16 protein-coding genes and 2 pseudogenes are annotated in these 18566 nt (G+C 64.0%); 9 read left to right on the forward strand and 9 right to left on the reverse strand.

Annotated features, from left to right (window positions below; genetic code table 11):
- The first annotated feature begins 13 nt into the window (after window positions 1-13).
- The 4 genes from SB786_RS20260 to SB786_RS20275 all read left to right on the forward strand — a co-directional run bounded on the left by SB786_RS20260 (window position 14) and on the right by SB786_RS20275 (window position 3654).
- Complete coding sequence (locus SB786_RS20260; RefSeq protein WP_410729009.1) at window positions 14-235, forward strand: DUF3079 domain-containing protein; 222 nt, start codon at window positions 14-16, stop codon at window positions 233-235.
- A gap of 198 nt (window positions 236-433) precedes the next feature.
- A complete protein-coding gene (gene hcp / locus SB786_RS20265; RefSeq protein WP_410729010.1) occupies window positions 434-2101 on the forward strand; it encodes a hydroxylamine reductase in 1668 nt (555 codons plus the stop codon).
- Between the two features lie 13 nt (window positions 2102-2114).
- Window positions 2115-3137 (forward strand): 2Fe-2S iron-sulfur cluster-binding protein, encoded by a 1023-nt coding sequence (locus SB786_RS20270; RefSeq protein ID WP_410729011.1) that lies wholly within the window; start codon window positions 2115-2117, stop codon window positions 3135-3137.
- Between the two features lie 115 nt (window positions 3138-3252).
- On the forward strand, window positions 3253-3654 hold the full coding sequence (locus SB786_RS20275; protein WP_410729012.1) for a PPC domain-containing DNA-binding protein: 402 nt from the start codon (window positions 3253-3255) through the stop codon (window positions 3652-3654).
- Between the two features lie 50 nt (window positions 3655-3704).
- Here the strand turns inward: SB786_RS20275 and SB786_RS20280 are convergent, their stop codons facing one another.
- The 6 genes from SB786_RS20280 to SB786_RS20305 all read right to left on the reverse strand — a co-directional run bounded on the left by SB786_RS20280 (window position 3705) and on the right by SB786_RS20305 (window position 11487).
- Window positions 3705-4967, reverse strand: coding sequence for a DUF2252 family protein (locus SB786_RS20280; RefSeq protein WP_410729013.1), 1263 nt, complete (start codon window positions 4965-4967; stop codon window positions 3705-3707).
- An 82-nt stretch (window positions 4968-5049) separates the two neighbouring features.
- Window positions 5050-6336 (reverse strand): NRAMP family divalent metal transporter, encoded by a 1287-nt coding sequence (locus SB786_RS20285; protein ID WP_410729014.1) that lies wholly within the window; start codon window positions 6334-6336, stop codon window positions 5050-5052.
- Between the two features lie 550 nt (window positions 6337-6886).
- Complete coding sequence (locus SB786_RS20290; protein WP_410729015.1) at window positions 6887-7135, reverse strand: adhesin; 249 nt, start codon at window positions 7133-7135, stop codon at window positions 6887-6889.
- Between the two features lie 679 nt (window positions 7136-7814).
- Window positions 7815-8249 carry a universal stress protein gene (locus tag SB786_RS20295; protein ID WP_410729016.1) on the reverse strand — a complete coding sequence of 145 codons (435 nt, stop codon included), beginning with the start codon at window positions 8247-8249 and terminating at the stop codon, window positions 7815-7817.
- A gap of 734 nt (window positions 8250-8983) precedes the next feature.
- A protein-coding gene (locus SB786_RS20300) for an IS3 family transposase (protein WP_410729018.1) occupies window positions 8984-10113 on the reverse strand; the annotation gives its coding sequence in 2 pieces (ribosomal slippage) (window positions 8984-9864 and window positions 9864-10113; 1131 coding nt in all).
- Window positions 10114-10905: 792 nt separating this feature from the next.
- A complete protein-coding gene (locus SB786_RS20305; protein WP_410729019.1) occupies window positions 10906-11487 on the reverse strand; it encodes a TetR/AcrR family transcriptional regulator in 582 nt (193 codons plus the stop codon).
- A gap of 255 nt (window positions 11488-11742) precedes the next feature.
- Between SB786_RS20305 and SB786_RS20310 the strand changes: the two genes are divergently transcribed.
- Entirely contained in the window at window positions 11743-12876 is a 1134-nt protein-coding gene (locus tag SB786_RS20310; RefSeq protein WP_410729020.1) for an alpha/beta fold hydrolase, read from the forward strand.
- Window positions 12877-13197: 321 nt separating this feature from the next.
- Here SB786_RS20310 and SB786_RS20315 read toward each other — a convergent pair whose 3' ends face one another.
- Both SB786_RS20315 and SB786_RS20320 read right to left on the reverse strand, forming a co-directional pair.
- Window positions 13198-14736: an FAD-dependent monooxygenase gene (locus tag SB786_RS20315; protein ID WP_410729034.1), complete on the reverse strand. Its 1539-nt coding sequence runs from the start codon at window positions 14734-14736 to the stop codon at window positions 13198-13200.
- Between the two features lie 422 nt (window positions 14737-15158).
- Window positions 15159-15536, reverse strand: coding sequence for a winged helix-turn-helix transcriptional regulator (locus SB786_RS20320; RefSeq protein WP_410729021.1), 378 nt, complete (start codon window positions 15534-15536; stop codon window positions 15159-15161).
- 112 nt (window positions 15537-15648) lie between these two features.
- Here SB786_RS20320 and SB786_RS20325 point away from each other — a divergent pair, with 112 nt between their 5' ends.
- From SB786_RS20325 to SB786_RS20335, 3 genes and pseudogenes are all read left to right on the forward strand, one after another.
- Window positions 15649-16668 (forward strand): alcohol dehydrogenase catalytic domain-containing protein, encoded by a 1020-nt coding sequence (locus SB786_RS20325; RefSeq protein ID WP_410729022.1) that lies wholly within the window; start codon window positions 15649-15651, stop codon window positions 16666-16668.
- Window positions 16669-16817: 149 nt separating this feature from the next.
- On the forward strand, window positions 16818-17609 hold the full coding sequence (locus tag SB786_RS20330) for an SDR family oxidoreductase (RefSeq protein ID WP_410729023.1): 792 nt from the start codon (window positions 16818-16820) through the stop codon (window positions 17607-17609).
- Between the two features lie 60 nt (window positions 17610-17669).
- Window positions 17670-17789: pseudogene (locus tag SB786_RS20335) on the forward strand (IS66 family transposase); the annotation flags it as partial.
- A gap of 213 nt (window positions 17790-18002) precedes the next feature.
- Here SB786_RS20335 and SB786_RS20340 read toward each other — a convergent pair.
- Window positions 18003-18305: a hypothetical protein gene (locus tag SB786_RS20340; RefSeq protein WP_410729024.1), complete on the reverse strand. Its 303-nt coding sequence runs from the start codon at window positions 18303-18305 to the stop codon at window positions 18003-18005.
- A gap of 76 nt (window positions 18306-18381) precedes the next feature.
- Between SB786_RS20340 and SB786_RS20345 the strand changes: the two are divergent.
- Window positions 18382-18566: pseudogene (locus SB786_RS20345) on the forward strand (IS256 family transposase); the annotation flags it as partial.

An 18566-nucleotide genomic window follows, 5' to 3' on the forward strand; every position in this document is an offset into this window, starting at 1 on the left:
AAGACGACGCATCATGGCCAAGAAATTTCCTCTGCATCCCGTGCATCCGGAGCGGATCTGCTGGGGATGCGACAACTATTGCCCGACGCAGGCGATGCGTTGCGGCAACGGCTCCAGCCGGACCCAGCACCCGAGCGAGCTGCTCGGCGACGACTGGTATCGATACGGCGACTGGGGCATCGCGTGCGCGGATGCCGACGACGCAAGCGCACCGTCGAGCGAAGCCGGCGGGTGATCATAGCGACAAGTTGCCTCATCGGCGGGCGTCCCGTTTCTTGATCTGCGTCACGGTCACGAACTGCGTGCCGAAACATCATGAAAAAGATGCACAAGAAACGCATCTTGAGCGGGCGAGAAGCCCGGCGGCCCGGAACACGCGTCCGGCCGCCGTTCGCACCGACCCGCGCCCCCATGATCGACAAAGGAGAGCACCGTGTTTTGCTATCAATGCGAACAGACCGACCGGACCGGCGCGCGGCCCGGCTGTGCATCGGCGAAAGGCAACTGCGGCAAGGATTCGACGACGGCCGACCTCCAGGACCTGCTGGTTCATGCGGTGAAGGGCATTGCGCAGTACGGCGCGATCGCGCGCACGATGGGCGAGCCCGATCGCGACGCCGAGCGCTTTGTGCTGTACGCGATGTTCACCACGCTGACCAACGTGAACTTCCATGCGGCGCGCTTCGTCGCGCTGCTGCGTGAAGCCGCGCAGACGCGCGATCGCGTGAAGGCCGCCTGCGAAGCGCACGCACGCACCGCGGGCACGGCGGTGCCGGTGCTGCACGGGCCGGCCGAATGGCAGCCGGCGGACGATCTGGCGGGCTTGCTGAAGCAGGCGGCGAGCGTCGGCATCGACGCGGGCCTCGACACGGTGGGCTCGGATATCGTCGGGCTGCGCGCGCTGGTGCTGTATGGCCTGAAGGGCGTGTGCGCGTATGCGCATCATGCGCGGGTGCTCGGCTACGAGCGCGACGACATCTATGAAGGCGTCGACGCGGCGCTCGCGTTCCTCGCGGGCAATCCCGACGACGTCGACGCACTGCTCGCGCACGCGCTCGACCTCGGCCGGCTGAACCTGACGGTGATGGAGCTGCTCGACAGCGCGAACACCGGCCGCTTCGGCGCGCAGCAGCCGACCGCCGTGCGCGTATCGCCGGTGGCCGGCAAGGCGATCCTCGTGTCGGGCCACGATCTCGGCGATCTGCACGCGCTGCTCGAACAGACGGCGGGCACCGGCATCCAGGTCTACACGCACGGCGAGATGCTGCCGGCTCACGCGTATCCGGCGCTCAAGGCTTTCCCGCATCTGGCCGGCAACTACGGCGGCGCATGGCAGGACCAGCAGAGCGACTTCGCGCGTTTCCCCGGGCCGATCCTGATGACGTCCAACTGCATCATCGAGCCGCTGCCGCAATACCGGCAGCGCATCTTCACGACGGGGCCGGTCGGCTGGCCGGGCGTGCGCCATCTCGAACATCACGATTTCCCGACGCTGATCCGTGCCGCGCAGGCGCTGCCGGGCTTTCAGGCGACGGCGCCGGAGGAGACCATCACCGTGGGGTTCGGCCGGCATGCGGTGCTGGGCGTCGCGGACCAGGTGATCGACGCGGTGAAGGCCGGGCAGATCCGCCACTTCTTCCTGATCGGCGGCTGCGACGGCGCGGCGCCGGGGCGCAACTACTACACCGAGTTCGCGGAACAGGCGCCCGACGATACGGTCGTGATGACGCTCGGCTGCAACAAGTACCGGTTCAACCGGCACGCGTTCGGCGATATCGGCGGCATCCCGCGCCTGCTCGACGTCGGGCAGTGCAACGACAGCTATTCGGCGATCCGGATCGCGACCGCGCTCGCCGATGCGTTCGAATGCGGCGTGAACGACCTGCCGCTGTCCCTCGTCATCTCGTGGTTCGAACAGAAGGCAGCGGCCGTGCTGCTGACGCTGCTCGCGCTCGGCATCCGCAACATCCGGCTCGGGCCGACGCTGCCGGCGTTCATCACGCCGGGCGTGCTCGCGGTGCTGGTCGAGCAGTTCGGGATCCAGCCGATCGGCGACGCCGGCGCGGACCTCGCCGAGGCGCTCGCGCGCCGGGCGGCATGAGCAGGATCGTTCGATGAGCTACCGGATCGAGATCACGACGCGTGACGGCGCGCCGTTCGGCTTCGACTGCGAGCCCGGCCAGGATCTGCTCGCGGCGGCGGCGCAAGCCGACATCACGCTGCCATCGCAATGCCGGCGCGGGAGCTGCGGCGCATGCCAGGCGACCGTCGTCGACGGCCCGTACGAGATGCAGGCGCACAGCGCCGACGCGTTGCCGGCCGACCAGCCCGGCGCGGTATTGCTGTGCCGGACGACGCCGCTCGGCGATCTGCAGGTTACGGCGCCGTACGACCGGGCGAAGGTGCTGCTGCAGCCGGTGCCCGTGCGCACGGCGCGGATCGCCGCGCTCGATGCGATCGCGCGCGACACGATGCGCGTCGAGCTGCAGATCGAACCCGACGACGCGTTCGGCGCGGCGGCGGAGTTCGAAGCCGGCCAGTTCGCGGAACTGGAGGTGCCGGGCAGCGGCCTGCGCCGGCCCTATTCGCTCGCGAACACGAGCAACTGGGATGGCCGGCTGGAGTTCCTGATCCGGCTGCGGCCGGGCGGCTGGTTCTCGACCTATCTGCGCGAACGCGCGCGGCCCGGCGATCGGCTGACCGTACGGGTGCCGATGGGCGGGTTCGGCCTGTTCGCCGACAGCCTGAGGCCGCGCTGGTTCGTCGCGGGCGGCACGGGGCTCGCGCCGATCCTGTCGATGCTGCGGCGCATGGCCGAGTATCAGGAGGCGGGCGACGCGCGGTTGTTCTTCGGCGTCAATGAGGAAAGCGAACTGTTCATGCTCGACGAACTGGAGCGCTTGCGGGCCGAGTTGCCGCAGTTGCGGGTCGATGTGTGCGTATGGCGGCCCGGCGTGGATTGGACCGGGCTGCGCGGCACGCCGGTCGACGCGTTGCGCGCGGCGCTGGCGCACGCGCAGGTGCTGCCGGATGTCTATGTCTGCGGGCCGCCGCCGCTCGTCGAAGGTGCGCGGGAAGTCGCCGTCGCCGCCGGCGTGCCGGACGCGCAGTTCGCGAGCGAACGCTTTACCGTGTAACGCGAGCGCCGATCGTTGCGGCGACAGCGTTCCATCCGGCAGGCGGCAGCTTGCCGGATTGCCTGGCCGAAAGTACCCTTTGTCGACACCCAGGCTCACCAGCAGGTGATCGACCATGCACGCCCATCCTCTGCGTCTTTCCCCCGGCGACGATCTGCGCGCCGCCATCGAGCACGCGTTGCGCGGGCTTGGCGCACACGCCGCATTCGTGATCCAGGGCATCGGCAGCCTGAACGTCGCGCAGTTGCGCTATGCAGGCGTCGACTCGCCGACCGAACTGCGCGGCGACCTCGAAATCCTGACGCTGGCCGGTTCGGTCTCGCCGGACGGCGCGCACCTGCATATGTCGGTTTCCGACGCGCACGGCCGCGTATCGGGCGGGCATGTCGCGAGCGGCTGCGTGGTGCGTACCACCGCCGAGATACTGCTCGTGCTGTTGCCCGCGCATCGTTTCTCCCGCGAACCCGATGCGGGCACCGGATTCAACGAGCTGGTGATTCGCCCGGACATCGGCTGATCGCGCGGATGGTTCGCGGCGCGTGACCGGTGCGTGACCGGTGCGTCGATTCAGCGGGCCGCCTTGCCCAGCACATGGCGCCGGCAATGCTCGAGATACGCTTGTTCATGCGCGGCCATCAGTTCGATGATGCTTCGCCACAGCCATGAAGGCGCGTCGAGGGTCTTCGGACGCTGGCGCCGCAGCTCGGCGCGCCACGCGCGTTGCGTCGCGTCGTCCATCTGCGCGGCATGCGCGCGGCCGATCACCAGCGCAAGATATCGTGCGACTTTCACCGCGTCAGCCTCCGACAGTCGTTCCGCTTCGAGTTTCAGATCCTGCGGCATCAATTCGCGCATGACGACGGAGCGCCCGTCGAGGCGCGCCGCGCACATCCGGTTTCCCAACATCGGCGACACGTGCCGCGCCCCTTCGAGCACCCGTTGTGCGGCATCGCTCGGCATGCGTACACCGGGGTATTTCGGCGCCTTGGCGGCCGTGGCTTCCTTGATGTCGATCAGGTAGGGCGGATGTCCATCGGAACATGCGTCGTCGATATCGAGCATCACCGCGAAGCGGCGCCGGCCCAGCGAGCTACAGCCCTTCACCCAGAAGGCGGCGTCGAGCACCTTCATCCCGGCGTCGCAGCGTGCCGAGCGGCTGAGCGCAGCGCCGATCGTGGAAACCGGCGCGGATTCGAACAGGGTGAGGATGGCGCTCCGCTCGCGTTCCGACAGCGGCCAGAAGCGTTTGCCCAACGGGATGTGCGGCGCGGCGTTGCTGATCGTCTGCCGGTCGAGTTTGCGCCACGAGCGATGCAGCGCCGCCTTCATCGCGATCTTCACCTCGGTCGGGCGTGGCATGTGGCTGAGTTCGTCGCGGCGCCGGCTGTCGAACGCCTGCTCGTATCCGTCGACGAGCGCCTCGATCATCCGCCACGTGATGATGCCGGGCAGATCGGAGCTGCGCGCCGCGGTGGCGAGCGAGAACCCCAGGCGCAGCACATCGTGAACCGGATTGCCGATCACGCTCTGGTCGAGATCGCGAATCTGCACGGCGACCTCACCCGTCTTCGACGCGACGGGGCCCAGATTGCCGAGATGGCAATCGCCGCCGATCCATATCGCGGGACCGTCGGGCAAGGTTCCGGATCGATGGTCCGCCAGCCATGCGTAGAAGTGCTCGGCGCTGCCGCGCGTATAGGTGTGGATCGAGCGCGCCATCTTGCTGCTGCGCAGGTCGGCGAGAATGCGCGCGCGCTGGTCGCAGGCCGGCAGCCGTGCCGATCCGGCGGTTTTCTTGGCCACGATGCGTCCTCCTTCCATCCGCGGCATGCGTTCCCGGTGCGCGTGCACCACGCGATGCCGGTTCGTTCGGGCGATGCGACGCGCCGACAGGGCGGTGCGGCGGTGCGGTTCAACCCGGCACGAGCACGCCCATCGCCGCGATCATCATCGCGAGCGTCGCGAGCCAGCCGCCCCATGCCAGCACGCCCCTGACCGCGAATTCGCCCATGATGCGTCTGCTGCCGGCCATCAGCATCATCACGAACATGATCGGCACCGCCGTCACGCCGTTGATGACCGCGCTCCAGTAGAGCGCCCGGATCGGATCGAAATGCGTGAACGTGATCGCGACGCCGCCGATGGTCGCCAGTGCGATCACGCCGTAGAACTCGGGCGCGACACCCAGCCGCAACGCGAGGCTGTTGCGCCAGCGGAAGGTGCCCGCGGCCGCATACGCGGCGGATCCCGCGAGAACCGGCAGCGCGAGCAGGCCGGTGCCGATGATCCCGAGCGCGAACAATACGTACGCGAAGTGCCCGGCGACGGGCTCGAGCGCCCGTGCGGCATCCGCCGACGTCTTCACGTCGATGTGATGCATGTGGAGCGTCGTCGCCGCCGTCAGCGTGATGAAGAACGCGATGATGTTCGACACGCCCATGCCGACCCAGGTATCGACGCTGATCCGCCGCAACTGCGCGGGCGCCTGGTGCGGCATGCTTCGCAGCGGTTGCTGGTTCGGCGCCGCGCGCAGTTCCTCGACTTCCTGCGAGGCCTGCCAGAAAAACAGATAAGGGCTGATCGTGGTCCCGAGCACGGCGATGACCGTCGTCAGGTAGGCGGCGTTCAACTGGATATGCGGCAGCACGATCGCACGGCCGACCTCGCGCCACGGGACGGGCACGATGAGCGCGACCGCGACATAGGCGAGCAGGGTCAGCGCGGTCCATTTGAGCAGGCGGGCGTAGCGGTCGTACGGCACGAAAATCTGCAACACGACCGACACACCACCCAGGCAGACGACATAGAGCTCTTGCGGGCCGTGCAGCAGCAACTTGACCGCCGCGCCCATCGCCGACAGGTCGGCCGCGATGTTGATCACGTTCGCAATGGTCAGCAGCGCGACGGTGGCATAGAGCAGCCACGGCGGATAATGCGTGCGCATGTTCGACGCGAGGCCCTTGCCCGTCACGCGGCCGATGCGCGCGCTGATCAGCTGGATGGCCGTCATCAGCGGATAGGTCAGCAGCAGCGACCAGAGCAGTTCGAAGCCGAACTGCGCGCCCGCCTGGGAATAGGTACCGATGCCGGAAGGATCGTCGTCGGCGGCGCCGGTGACGAGGCCCGGCCCGAGGCGGCGGAGCCACGTGGTCGCGCGCGGGCGACGTTGTGCGGAATCGATGGACTCGTTGTCGTTCATGTTGGCGGCCCGTTAGGAAGGCCAACGGAGTCGCAAGCCGCGTGCCCGGGCGGGGTTGGCGGGACGATGGGCTTCAGTTGCGGAGCCGCGCGCAGCGGAAAGCCGCTGCGCGCGGCGCGCGGGGTGGCGAGGACAGGGGAGGCTGGGCGGACGGCACGCGGGGGAATCAGCAGCATCCCAATCGGGACATCGACGCGCGTTGCCCGGCGCTTTTTGCCGCGGCCGCTATGGCAGGGACTTGCGTGGAGTGGCGCGCAGGCCGCTCATCGATTCGTCGAGCGCGGGATTGACGGCGTATTGCAGGCTAACGGCAGGTCAGGGCCGGTCCCGCGGAGCACTAAGTGCCGTGGCCGCTATGGCATGGACTTGCGTGAAGCGGCGGGCAGGCCGCTCATCGATTCGTCGAGCGCGGCATTGACGGCGTATTGCCGGCTACGGGGAGGTCAGGGCCGGTCGCGCGGAGCACAAAGGACGGAAAGCGCCGGTCGCGACCGCTCCCGGCCACGCGGCGCGACGCGGGCGCAGCCGGCACGGCGGCGCCCGTTCGAACTCAACGCGCCGCCATCGCGGCATCCTGATTGCCGCGCCCGGTCACGAGGCAGCCGGACATGAACGCCTCGCTCTGGCTGGTGGCTGCCGCGTTGCCGAAGCCGCGGCCGAGTGCGTCGTATTTCACCTGCTCGGCGCCTTGCGAGCACGCCGTCGGGCTGGCGTCGCGGCCTTGCGCACGCAGCAGCGCCCGATCGCCGATCAGGTAGGCCAGCAGCGCGAAAAAAGCGATATGTACCACTCGTCTCATGATTCGTCTCCTCGTCGCTCAAGCGTAACGCGGACACGGTGTGCGAAGCATTGGGGCTTCCCCGGGTAATCGTCTGCTGAAATGTCCGCTGGTCGAGGTAATCGCGTCCTTTCTCCGCCCATCGCGGCGGGGAAAGGGGCGGTGTTTGGCCGGACCGGCGCGCAATCGATGCGAGTTTGACGAATGTCAGGGTGCGGGCGGGGCGAGACGGCCGCGCGAGCGGTCGAAGCGATAGCATGAATGCATGTTCTGGCGGAACGCGATGCGCGGCAAGCGGTGGGCGCGGCCGTTCCGAATGCAGCGGGTACGTGTTGAACATCGCTATCGAATTAGTGAGGAATCCAAATGCTTAACGTCTCTTCGGTCCTGATCAGCATGGCGCCGTTGTGGGTCATTCTGCTGGGCGCGTCTTCAGTGGCGGCCTATCTTGTGTTCTGGCGCAAGGCCATCCAGTAAACAGGTCGATGCTGCGCGACGGCGCACGTGTGCGCGTCGCAGTATCGATACATGGCGCGCGGCGGCTGTGCGCCGTGCCGGAAACGTCGTCGCGTCGACTCGAATGAAACGACCCGCCTGAGCGGGCCATGACAACCACGTCGTGCCGGTGCGCATCGAGGTCGACGGCGCGATGCCGCACAACACGACACAACACGACGGCGACGCGGCGGCGATCAGCCGCTTATCGCACCGCCGTCACCGGCACATTCGAAATCCGCACGAGCCGGCTCATCACGCTGCGGCGGAACATCGACAGCATCGTATGAACGGGATCGTGCCGCGGCGCGACGACGACGATTTCGTCGCAGCCCGTCTCGGCCGCGACGGCCGCGATCGTGTCGGCCACCGGCCCGACCTTCTTCACGACGCTGTACCGGGCGCCGGCCTCCCGCAGCACCCGCTCGGCCATCGCCAGATCGTTGCACGCGAACTTGTCCTCGATCGACCGCAGCCGCGACAGCGGATGAAACGCCTCGAGCCGCGTCGCTTCGAGCGGCGCCTGTACGTTGATCAGCACGATCTCCGACGCGCAGCGTTCGCGATACAGGAAGGTCGCGTGGCGCACCGCCTGCAGCGAACGGGGCGAATGACCGACAGGAACCAGCAGCTTGAGCATGGAAGACGCTCCGGAATCGAGACGTTTCCAGCGTAGCGCGCTGCCGGATCGCTCGATCTAAAGAAATCGGGCGGCCGCGTAAAAATGCCGTCAACGCCGACCGTCGCGTTGTGTCGCGCCTATTAGAAATATAAGAAATTTAAGTTTATGCGCATAAACGTTTTCATCAGCCGGTCGGCAAACCCCGTTCTCCCTATCGGCGCACATCAAAGTCTGCAGCAAAGCAGAAGAGCAGTTTCAGAAACATCAAAGTATGCAGCAGCGGGGGAAAGTATGGTTCAGTGCCCCATTTTGAGTGCGTTTGACTATCGCCTCTTGTGCGTTGATAGTCTTGTTCTTGGCAGAACTGCCTCCGGAATTTCAGACCTGCGGCGTGGGCCCGGCGTCTCGGAATAGCGGATATCACCCGAGTGTCCGGCAAACAGCATACGGCGTCCGGCAATGAGACAAATCGGGTGTGCCGATCCGGCAACCCGTCGATTGCTCCCTTGGCAGCATTGCAATTGACCCGCGCGTTGCGCTGCCGATGCCTAGTCCAGGAATATCCCTGAGGCTGGCCCAATTTCCGTCCCAGTCTTAATTGGAAAATTCCGGCAGGGCTGTCCCGTGAGAATGCTGAAGTCGTCGAGACGTGAGTTCGCGTACGCAGCACCAAGATTCGCCGGCGCACGGCGTTGGTGATAACGCTGGACCGCTGGTGTGGGGACTTCTGATTTTTTTTGCCTCGACTGACCTTACCCCGCCGAGTACACCATTCGTAAGTTAGTGGGCTCGCCGGTTTTCGGTTGATGCAACTGCCGGAATTGGTCCGGCGCCAACTGCCCCAAGGCGCTATGCGGGCGCACTGAGTTGTAGTCAGTGCGCCAGGCCTCGATGCGCATGCGCGCATCGTCGAGACTGACGAACGCATGCTGGTTCAAACATTCTTCGCGCAGTCGGCCGTTGAAGCTTTCGATGTGCGCGTTTTCCACCGGCTTGCCTGGGCGGATGAACTGCAGCTTGACGCCATGTTCGTGCGCCCAGGCATCGAGCGCCTTGCTGACGAACTCCGGCCCGTTATCCACCTGAATCAGATTGGGACACCGCCCTCGTTGCCGCAATTGCTCGAGCACACGTGCCACGCGTACACCCGTTAGCGAGAAGTCGACCTCGATGTGCGGGCACTCGCGGTTCCACGCGTCGATGATCGTCAACATGCGTATGCGTCGTCCATGCACCAGCGCATCAGCAACAAAGTCCATCGCCCAGCTTTCGTCTGCGCCGCTGGGCGTCGGCATGACCACGCGTAGATGACTCGGGCGTTTCTTTCGACGTTTCAGGCGAAGCGATAGGCCTTCTGCGCGGTACAGCCGCTCAGTGCGCTTGTGGTTCTGGACCAGGCCCTCCCGGCGTAGCAAGACATGCAGGCGGGGCGAGCCAGACCGTGGCCGCTCCTGTGCCAGCTCGCGCAGCCGTTGCCGCACTTCGTGGTCGGCGTCAGGCGCCGCCGGCCGCCGGAACGTTCGGCGATTCAGGCCAATGAGCGCGCACGCCCGGCGCTCCGAATAGTCGTGCTGTTCAATCACCTGCTGCACAACTTCTCGGCGCTGCGCGGGCGAACTCACTTTTTTTCGAGAACGTCCTTCAGAACCTGGATGTCCAGCGCCTGGTCGGCCACCAGCCGCTTGAGCCGCTGATTTTCTTCCTCCAGTTGCCGCAATCGTCGCGCTTCCGACACATCCATGCCGCCGTAACGGCTACGCCAGTTATAGAACGTCGCATCCGATATACCGTGTTTGCGGCATAGGTCTGCGACCTTCATGCCTGCGTCGGCTTCCTTCAGCACCCCAATAATTTGCTCTTCGCTGAACCTCGACTTCTTCATGGCAAGCGTTCTCCTGCGGCCTTGCCACTAACTTTACAGTGGGATACTTGGGAGGGGAAAGGTCAGTGCACGCCCATGTCGCGCTTCAACACCATCGTTTGGAATTCAGCGTACGTCGATGAAATACCTCGTCAGCGACCTGCCGCTGCTTACTTCCTCAGCTTGACGTTCGCCGCCCCGCATTAGCGGAATCACTGGACACGATTAGCACACGAACGGACACCATTAGCAGTATCTACGAACTTCAACAACATTGTTCAGCGTCTTGGCGGACCGACGATGACGACGCTATGCGCGACATTCCTGGCATGGAAACTGAAGTTTCCCGGCGCGGGCCACGTGATTTCAGGTGCATACGGCGGGGCGTTTCTGGTCCTCTGCGGCTCCATGCAGTCGCCTTTCTTGCCGCGGTTCAATTGCCACATCGCCTCGACGACGTGACGATTCCTGGATGAAAGATGGATGCGGTCGTGTAAGACATGCGCTGGGTCTTGTCATCGCGCGACACCGATGCATACGTCTTCGCGTTGTCACCGAATCGAAAACCTGAGTGTTGATTGTCACCGGATACCGAACCGCCGGGAAACGATACTGGGTCAACAGCAACAGGTCGTCCTCGCGGTTTTCCGATCGATCGGTCCTTTCAGGCCAGACTGATCGTGGCGGTCGACGATTAACATTGCCAGGACATCGATCCGGCGACCTGGCGTCTATCCACGGATACTCGCGCAGGATCGATGCACTCCACACGTGATCGGTGTCAGGTCGGTCCGATGGAAACCTCGCACCCGATCACTTTGCAGGGACCGCGCACCTTTGGACGCTCACCTCTGCCAGCGCCCGGAATATGGCCGGCGTGCGTTCCAGGCGGGCGATCGTCCGCGCGCCTTCGAGGGCGGCTACCAGGGCGGCTGCGGTAGAGGACGCGCGCGCGGGAGTGAAGCCGCATTCCCTGAAATGCTTCCTGATAATCCCGGTGGAGTCAGCAAATCCGCGCGCTACCCGTTCGGTCAGCTCAGCATCGAGCGCGGGCAACTCGTTCGCCAGGTTTTGCATCAGACATCCGTACTGGAAATCAGTGGCGACCATTTCGGCCGCGAATGTCCGAAAAATCTGACGAACGAACTTCAGCGGATCACCCGTCGTATTCGCCGAGATGTCCCGTAGTACCGCAATCCGGTTCGCAACGTAATTGTCGATGGCTTCTTCGGCGAGTTGCGCCTTGCCGCGGGGGAAATGAAAGTAAAACGATCCCTTTGGCGCACCGCTTTCCTCAAGGATCTGGGTCAGTCCCGTCGCAGTGTAGCCCTGGATGCGAAACAGCCGTTCGGCCGCGGCAATCGCGCGAGCGCGCGCGTCAGTCTTGCGTGTCATACCGGAAACGTACCACGTTTCGCTTGACCCGGCTATGACAGTCACCATACTATGGCGATCACCATATTATGGATATGAGCGATGCCTCACGACCCATTGACGCCATCGATGTCCCGACGAGCCGTTCTGGCGATGGGCGCGGTCGGCCTGGTTGCCGCTTTACTTCGACCCGCCCGCGCATACCCCATGGGAGGAATTGATTTGACTATGTCAACATATGGTGAGGGAACGCTTCCCAAGGGAGTCCGCTCGCGCATGATCCATGGCGTCAACGGGCTCGATGTCCATATTCTCGAGGCCGGTTACGAAAGGGCAGGCCGGCCGCTCGCACTGCTTCTGCACGGCTTTCCCGATCTGGCTTACGGCTGGCGACATCTGATGCCGATGCTGGCTGACGCCGGCTACCATGTGGTGGCGCCTGATCAGCGGGGTTTTGGCCGCACCACGGGGTGGGTGAACGACTATGACACCCCGCTGGCGCCCTTCAGCCTTCTGAACATGACGCGTGACGCCCTCGGTCTGGTTCTGGCGTTGGGGTATCGGCGCACGGCCATGCTCGTCGGGCACGACCTCGGCTCGCCCGTGGCAGCCTATTGCGCGCTAGCGCGACCTGACGTCTTTCCCTCGGTCGTGCTGATGAGCGCACCGTTCCCCGGTCCGCCGGCGTTTCCCTTCGACATTGCGGAGAGCGCGGTATCGCCGCCTCAGCCGAACGCGGGCAACCAGAAGCTGGCGGCCGCGCTGGCGGCGCTCGACCCGCCGAGAGAGTATTACCAGCAATACCTGAGCGGTCGTCAGGCGAACCATGACATGTGGCACCCGCCCCAAGGTTTGCACGCGTTTCTACGTGCATTTTTCTACGTCAAGAGCGCCGACTGGATGGGAAACAAGCCGCATCCGTTGAAGGCGCTAACCGCCGCAGAACTTGCACAGATGCCCACCTATTACGTCATGGACCTTGGCAAGACGATGCCCGAGACCGTCGCCCCGTTCCAGCCTTCCGCCGCCGAGATACTAGTCTGCAGATGGCTCACCGAGCCGGAACTTGAGGTGTACACGCAGGAGTATGACCGCACGGGGTTCCAGGGCGCGCTGCAGGCGTACCGCGTTTTTTCCGATCCTGACCTGAACGCTCAGTTGCGCCTGTTCTCGGGCAGGACGATCGATGTGCCATCGCTCTTCATCGGAGGGAGGAGCGATTGGGGCACCTGGTCGGCGCCGGGCGCGCTCGATCTGATGAGGACGAAGGCGACGACGGGAATGAGGGGCATCGAGCTGATTGACGGTGCCGGTCACTGGATCCAGCAGGAACAACCGGGTCGACTCAGCGAGCTTCTGCTCGCCTTCGTCAGAGAGGTGGGTGGGGCGGCGGATCACATTAGCCGTTAGGCCGCGGGATGCCTATCGCCGCTCTTGCCATTAATTGCGCCCAGCCCGGTCCGACCACGACGGATCTCTTCCCGCACGGCAAGTCGCCCGAGGCGGTGGCTCTATTGGCAGCTTTCGACACTCGCGCGGCTCGGGAGCCCGATGACATCGGCGGCGAGCTTACGGCTCCCCTGATCCAGCGCATCGGACAAAACCGGCAACGGAATAGCCACGTATGCGCGGACACAGGTCGACCAACGGGATGCCAGGGAACGCATCATCGACTGGCCTGGTTTTCACGCCATGGTGGGCGGAAGTCACAGGGCATAGTGTCGATTTGGCTCAGCTCGCTCGAGGCGTTCCCTGCGGGTTGCCGAGCCAACGTGACGCGGCGTCATGGACTTCCTGATCGCCCGGCGTGGTCTTGCCCGCCCAGGCGACGACGCCATCAGGACGCACGAGCACAGCGCTCAAGCCAAGCCGCTCCCTGGCATCGCACGCGAGATAGATGATCCGCTCGCACCAACGGCTGGCGAGCATCCGAAGCGTTGGGCGCGAGTCGAAATCCAGCAGCAACCAGGCGCCCGCCGTCAGATGATCATCAAGCCGCGTTCCATCAGTCAGTTCGAAATCCGGCACGCTACGACCGACGAGCGGGTGGCTCGCGCCAAGGTCATAACGGAGCCCCACACCCCAGACGCGTTCAGCAAAGTAGGTCGCGCCATCATGCGTCGCGATCAGATCGCGGACGATGGCTCTGAGCGCTTGCGAACTTCGGCTCGGCCGCATCAGCGCGACCTGCGCGCGAGACCAGTCAAGTATCTGCTCGGCAACGGGCCGCCGTTCGCGTTGATAGCTGTCGAGAAGTCCCGCCGGGGCATCGCCTCGGACTGTTGCGGCCAGCTTCCAGCCAAGGTTCATCGCATCTCCCAGACCGAGGTTGAGGCCTTGGCCGCCCAGCGGCGAATGAATGTGAGCGGCATCGCCTGCGAGCAGCACGGGCCCCTTCTGGTACTCGGTTGCCAGATAGGCCCGATCGGTCCAGGTGGTGGCAAGACGGAGCGCCGTCACTTCGACCTGGGTCCCAGAGATACGACGCAACACCGCCTGGACATGATCCCGTGTGATCGGCTGAAGCCGGTGACAGGCGCCGCCGTCGAATTCGACCATCCTGATCATGTCTGGCAGGTCGAAGATGTAGGTGCCGTTCGACGTGTCGTGGTGACCTGGCTCAAGCATCGCCGCATTGGCGAGTTCGATCCGGGCGAAGTAGCCGGTGAACTCAGGGTCGGTACCGGTGAAGCCGAACCCGGCGGCCTTGCGCACCATGCTACGGGCGCCATCGCAACCGACGAGCCAGCCCCCTCGGAATGTCTCCCCACCGGCGTGGACGGTGACATCGTCATCTGTAACCTCCAAGCCCGAAACGCCAAATCCGCGCCTGATCGGGACCCCAAGTTTCTCAGCGCGATCCGCCAGAACGGCTTCAATGCTCTCAAGATCCGCGGCCATAGGAGCCGCCGAGTGTGGCAGCCGGTAGGGCCACTGCGCCTGGTCGATCTGGTCCATGAGGAAGTCGATGCCAGCGAAATGTCCGCCAGGCCTGCGCTCGTCCTTCATCCAGGGTGCCGCGGCCCCGATCTCCCCCTCGGGGATCCGGGCTTTTAGGGCAGCCAACAGGCCGCGTCTGTCGAAGCTTTCGATGGTCGGCACCGAGAGACCGCGCAGTCCGAATGGAGCACGTTTTAACGGCGTAGTCGGTTCGTTCGCTTGTTCAAACACCTGCACCGAGCAACCGGCCAGGCGCAGCTCGCAGGCGAGGAGTAGTCCGACCGGACCGGCGCCGGCAATCAGAACATCGCAGTATTCGGGGGTAGGCATATTCATGGTCTGGCTCCGTTGTCGACGTTCGACCGGAGCGTTTCTCGAACCTGAGAGCCACACGGACGAACATAGGGGCGCCGAAAAAGCGCCCTTCGTTCGTCGTGGGGATCTCGTGCACGAGGCCAAAGACCAGAGCTTTCGTTACCGAAAGGACTTGGGCTTACCAAACCAAGTCTGCCTTGTCCGACGCTGGAAACATACCGCGGTGGCGATTGGTCCGCAAGCAACGCCGCGATCGATAAGGGTAGCGAAGCGCGTGCATGCGCGCGGCGCACGTCCGCACACAACAATCACCGTGTGTCGTAGCAAGCGCGTCGTCATTTGGCTTGGCGACGCGCTTTTTCCGCTGCTGCGTGACGCATGAATGTTTACGCGCCACGCTAATCCCCCGTTTCACAGGTCATGCGAGACATCCCGTTTCACTCGTCATGCCCGAGATCTCCAGTGGAAGCGGGTAGGCGGGCATCTTTCGGAGTTTCAATCACGTTTTCGCGATTGGCCGAACCCCATTCGGCCATGACAGCCATGACCGGACGAAGCGTCTGACCCAGGGTGGTCAGGCGATACTCCGTTTTCGGCGGGATGACCGGGAATTCTTTGCGCGAGATCAGGCCGCAGTGCTCCAGTTCTCGCAGTTCCTTGGTCAGAATGCGATCGCTGACGGGCGGGCAAGCTCTTCGGATCTCCGAGAAGCGAAGCGGTTCATTCCGCACAAGCGCCCAGACGATTCGGGCTTTCCATTTGCCGCCCAGAATGCGCGAGGTAAACGCCACAGGGCACTTCGTTTCAAGTTTCATGGCAGCGATACTAACAAATAATTCCGTACTTGTTAAAAGTAAGTATTGGGTTTCTCATGTATCCAGTTCGGGCATCACTCCCTTCAATTACACCCGGACCCGAGGAGCATGCATGAAAGCGATCAGCATCGATGCGTCCAGCCGCACGTTGGCCGTGCTGGACATTCCCATACCTGATAGCCCGCCGCCCGGTCATGTGATCGTGGACATCGAGGCGTGCGCCATCAACCACGGCGACAAGCTGTTCTTGACGATGCCCGACGCGGCGGGCCGGGTTCTCAACGGATCAAACGGCGTATGGGGCGCGTCCGCGGCTGGCAAAGTGACCGCGATCGGTGATGACGTGCCGGAGGAGTTCCTGGGGAGGCCCGTGGCGCTTTATCGGTCACTTGGCACCGGGGCCGGGACGGTTGGGTTGTGGTCCGAAAAGGCGCAGTTGCCTTACACCAGCTGCGTCATCCTGCCCGACGAGGTGCGCACACGCGACTACTGTGGCTCGCTGGTCAATGCGTTCACGGCCTATGCCTTCCTGGAGCAAATTGTGGCGGAAGGCCATCATGGTGTGGTCGCAACGGCGGGCGCCTCGGCGACCGCACTGGCCCTGGCCGCGCTGGCGAAAAAACGCCAGGTTGCGGTGATCCACCTCGTGCGTTCGCGGGCGCAATACGAGGAGCTCCGTCAATGGGGTCTTGCTCACGTCGTGGCAACCGATGACGAAGGGTACGAGGACCAGCTGGGACAACTGGCAGAAAGCCTTGCAACCACCGCGGTGTTCGACGGGCTGGGCGGCGCCGTGATCAACCGCATTGCGCCACACGTGCCCATGAATACCTCAATCTACATCTATGGAACCCTGGATGCCTCTGTGCCCGTGACAATCCCGTCGCGGCTGTTCATGAGCAAAAATCTCGTCGTGAAGCGATTCAGCAACTTCAGCAGCGCCACGGCCAAAGACCCTGCACGGCTGGCGGCAGCGATGGTCGATCTGCGCACTGTCATCGCAGACCCTTTGTTTCGAACCCAGATTGGCAAAGCCTTTCGTTTCGAGGAAATTGAAGGTGCGATGGCCTATCAGGGAGCCGGTAACGCGAGGGCAGTTCTTGTACCGCCCGCAGCCTCGTTGAAGCAATGAGCATCCGTGCAGTGTCGTGCAAATCCGGGCGCTGCTCTAATAGTTCGGCCAGCGTGATGCCTTGCTCGCCATCGGCTGATTGACGTTGGCTCCGTTAGGGCTACGCGTCGCTTGGCTTCCATGCTTCGACGCATTCCAGGGGAAAGACCATGAAAACAACCGGCAACACCATCCTTATCACTGGGGGCGGCTCGGGCATCGGCCGCGGGCTGGCCGAAGCCTTCCACGCGCTAGGCAACCAGGTCATCATCACTGGCCGCCGGCGCGAGATGCTCGACCAGACGCTGGCCGCCAACTCGGGCATGCAGGCCGACGTGCTGGATATTCGCGATGGTGCCGATATCCGGCGTACCGTTGCCCGGCTGGTCGCTCAATTCCCGGCGCTCAATGCGGTGATTCACAACGCAGGAATCATGCGCACCGAGGATGTCCGCGAGCCCGGCACTGTGGATGCGGAGGAAACCATCGCCACCAACCTGCTCGGTCCTATCCGTTTGACCGCAGCCTTGTTACCACATCTGCTGGATAAGCCCGACGCGACGATCATGACCGTGAGTTCGGGCCTGGCGTTTGTGCCGGGCGCCGTGACGCCCACTTACTGCGCCACCAAGGCCGCCATTCATTCGTACACACAGTCGCTGCGCTACCAGTTGAGCGACACCGGCGTGCAGGTGATAGAGCTGATACCGCCCTACGTGCAGACGGAACTCACGGGGCTCGCTCATGCGAGTGACCCCAACGCCATGCCGCTGAAGGACTTCATTTCCGAGGTGATGGGAATCATCCAGAACTCGCCCGAGGCCACGGAAATCTGCGTGGAGCGGGTCAAACCGTTGCGTAACGCGGTTACGGGCGGCGATTACGACGCGTTCCTCAAGCGCTTCAACGACGCCCGCTCAGGACCCACCGTGGCCCGGTGGAAGGGCGTCGTCGGGCGCTGAGCGAAAGTGCAGAGTAAGTGGCGCTAGACATGAGGCAGATCAGCGCGTCCGCTTGGGATCAACTCCGGTGTCGTACCCAAAAGTCTGCCTGGTATGGAGCTGACCTATCTGCGCACGCAGTGGCCCAGACTCATTCGTTATGTTGAGAATGGCGACAGGCCGCTTAGCAACAACCTGTGTCATGCCGCTAGCGGCATGAACCCAGTTGTTGGCAAAGATGCGACGAAATCAGCTGTTGGCGGGATCGCGATGCACAGGGTCGCCATGGCGGTGATGGCCTGTGCCAGTACCGCGGGTGCGGTTAGTACAAGATCAGTGCCGGCCCGGTAGGGCTTCGGGACGCCTGCTTTGTCCGTCGTCGGACACCTCAGCGACGAGTCACTGGCCTACGCTTCAACGGGTTGTCGAACAGGACGAATGGTTGACGCTCGCCCGTTGCCAACTCTGAACAGTTTCACCGCGCGGCAGGTAGGCTACATTTAGTATCGTGTCGCCGCGGCGGATCTGCAATCTCAGCATGGCGCGCTGGTCGGCCTGGATGCCGTCCTGCGGCACAGGTTTGAGGATTTCGTCGCCGTCCTTCACGCCGGCTCTGGCCGCGGCAGAGCCCGGCACGAGGCCACGGACGATCCGCCTGGGTTGTACCAGCACGGTGGGATCGAAGCCGAGGTCGTAGCGCTTTAGCGGCTTCTGCACGCGCCGGAAGCATGGGACCTATCCGTGATTTCGTGGGCGGGGCATATCATGAGGTGTAAACGTCATGGATATGCCGATGAAGAAGAAAAGACAAACCGTAGCGCGTCAGGCAGCGGCCCGCGGGCCGCTGCCTGAGTTGCCCAAGGAACTGCTGGACCAACTGGTCAAGGGGCCGATGACGCCGACCGAGGTCCAGGATCTGATGCTGGCGTTCAACAAAGCGATCATCGAACGCGCAATGGGCGCCGAGATGAATCTGCA

This window comes from Burkholderia sp. SIMBA_062 (assembly GCF_046534765.1).
In the GTDB taxonomy this organism is placed as follows: domain Bacteria; phylum Pseudomonadota; class Gammaproteobacteria; order Burkholderiales; family Burkholderiaceae; genus Burkholderia; species Burkholderia ambifaria.

Coding starts and splice junctions, on each gene's coding strand:
- SB786_RS20320 (WP_410729021.1), bottom strand. CDS start 15,536: ATGAAACTTGAAACGAAGTGCCCTGTGGCGTTTACCTCGCGCATTCTG.
- SB786_RS20305 (WP_410729019.1), bottom strand. CDS start 11,487: ATGACACGCAAGACTGACGCGCGCGCTCGCGCGATTGCCGCGGCCGAA.
- SB786_RS20315 (WP_410729034.1), bottom strand. CDS start 14,736: ATGCCTACCCCCGAATACTGCGATGTTCTGATTGCCGGCGCCGGTCCG.
- SB786_RS20310 (WP_410729020.1), top strand. CDS start 11,743: ATGATCCATGGCGTCAACGGGCTCGATGTCCATATTCTCGAGGCCGGT.
- SB786_RS20285 (WP_410729014.1), bottom strand. CDS start 6,336: ATGAACGACAACGAGTCCATCGATTCCGCACAACGTCGCCCGCGCGCG.
- SB786_RS20275 (WP_410729012.1), top strand. CDS start 3,253: ATGCACGCCCATCCTCTGCGTCTTTCCCCCGGCGACGATCTGCGCGCC.
- SB786_RS20295 (WP_410729016.1), bottom strand. CDS start 8,249: ATGCTCAAGCTGCTGGTTCCTGTCGGTCATTCGCCCCGTTCGCTGCAG.
- SB786_RS20325 (WP_410729022.1), top strand. CDS start 15,649: ATGAAAGCGATCAGCATCGATGCGTCCAGCCGCACGTTGGCCGTGCTG.
- SB786_RS20330 (WP_410729023.1), top strand. CDS start 16,818: ATGAAAACAACCGGCAACACCATCCTTATCACTGGGGGCGGCTCGGGC.
- SB786_RS20260 (WP_410729009.1), top strand. CDS start 14: ATGGCCAAGAAATTTCCTCTGCATCCCGTGCATCCGGAGCGGATCTGC.
- SB786_RS20270 (WP_410729011.1), top strand. CDS start 2,115: ATGAGCTACCGGATCGAGATCACGACGCGTGACGGCGCGCCGTTCGGC.
- SB786_RS20290 (WP_410729015.1), bottom strand. CDS start 7,135: ATGAGACGAGTGGTACATATCGCTTTTTTCGCGCTGCTGGCCTACCTG.
- SB786_RS20280 (WP_410729013.1), bottom strand. CDS start 4,967: ATGCCGCGGATGGAAGGAGGACGCATCGTGGCCAAGAAAACCGCCGGA.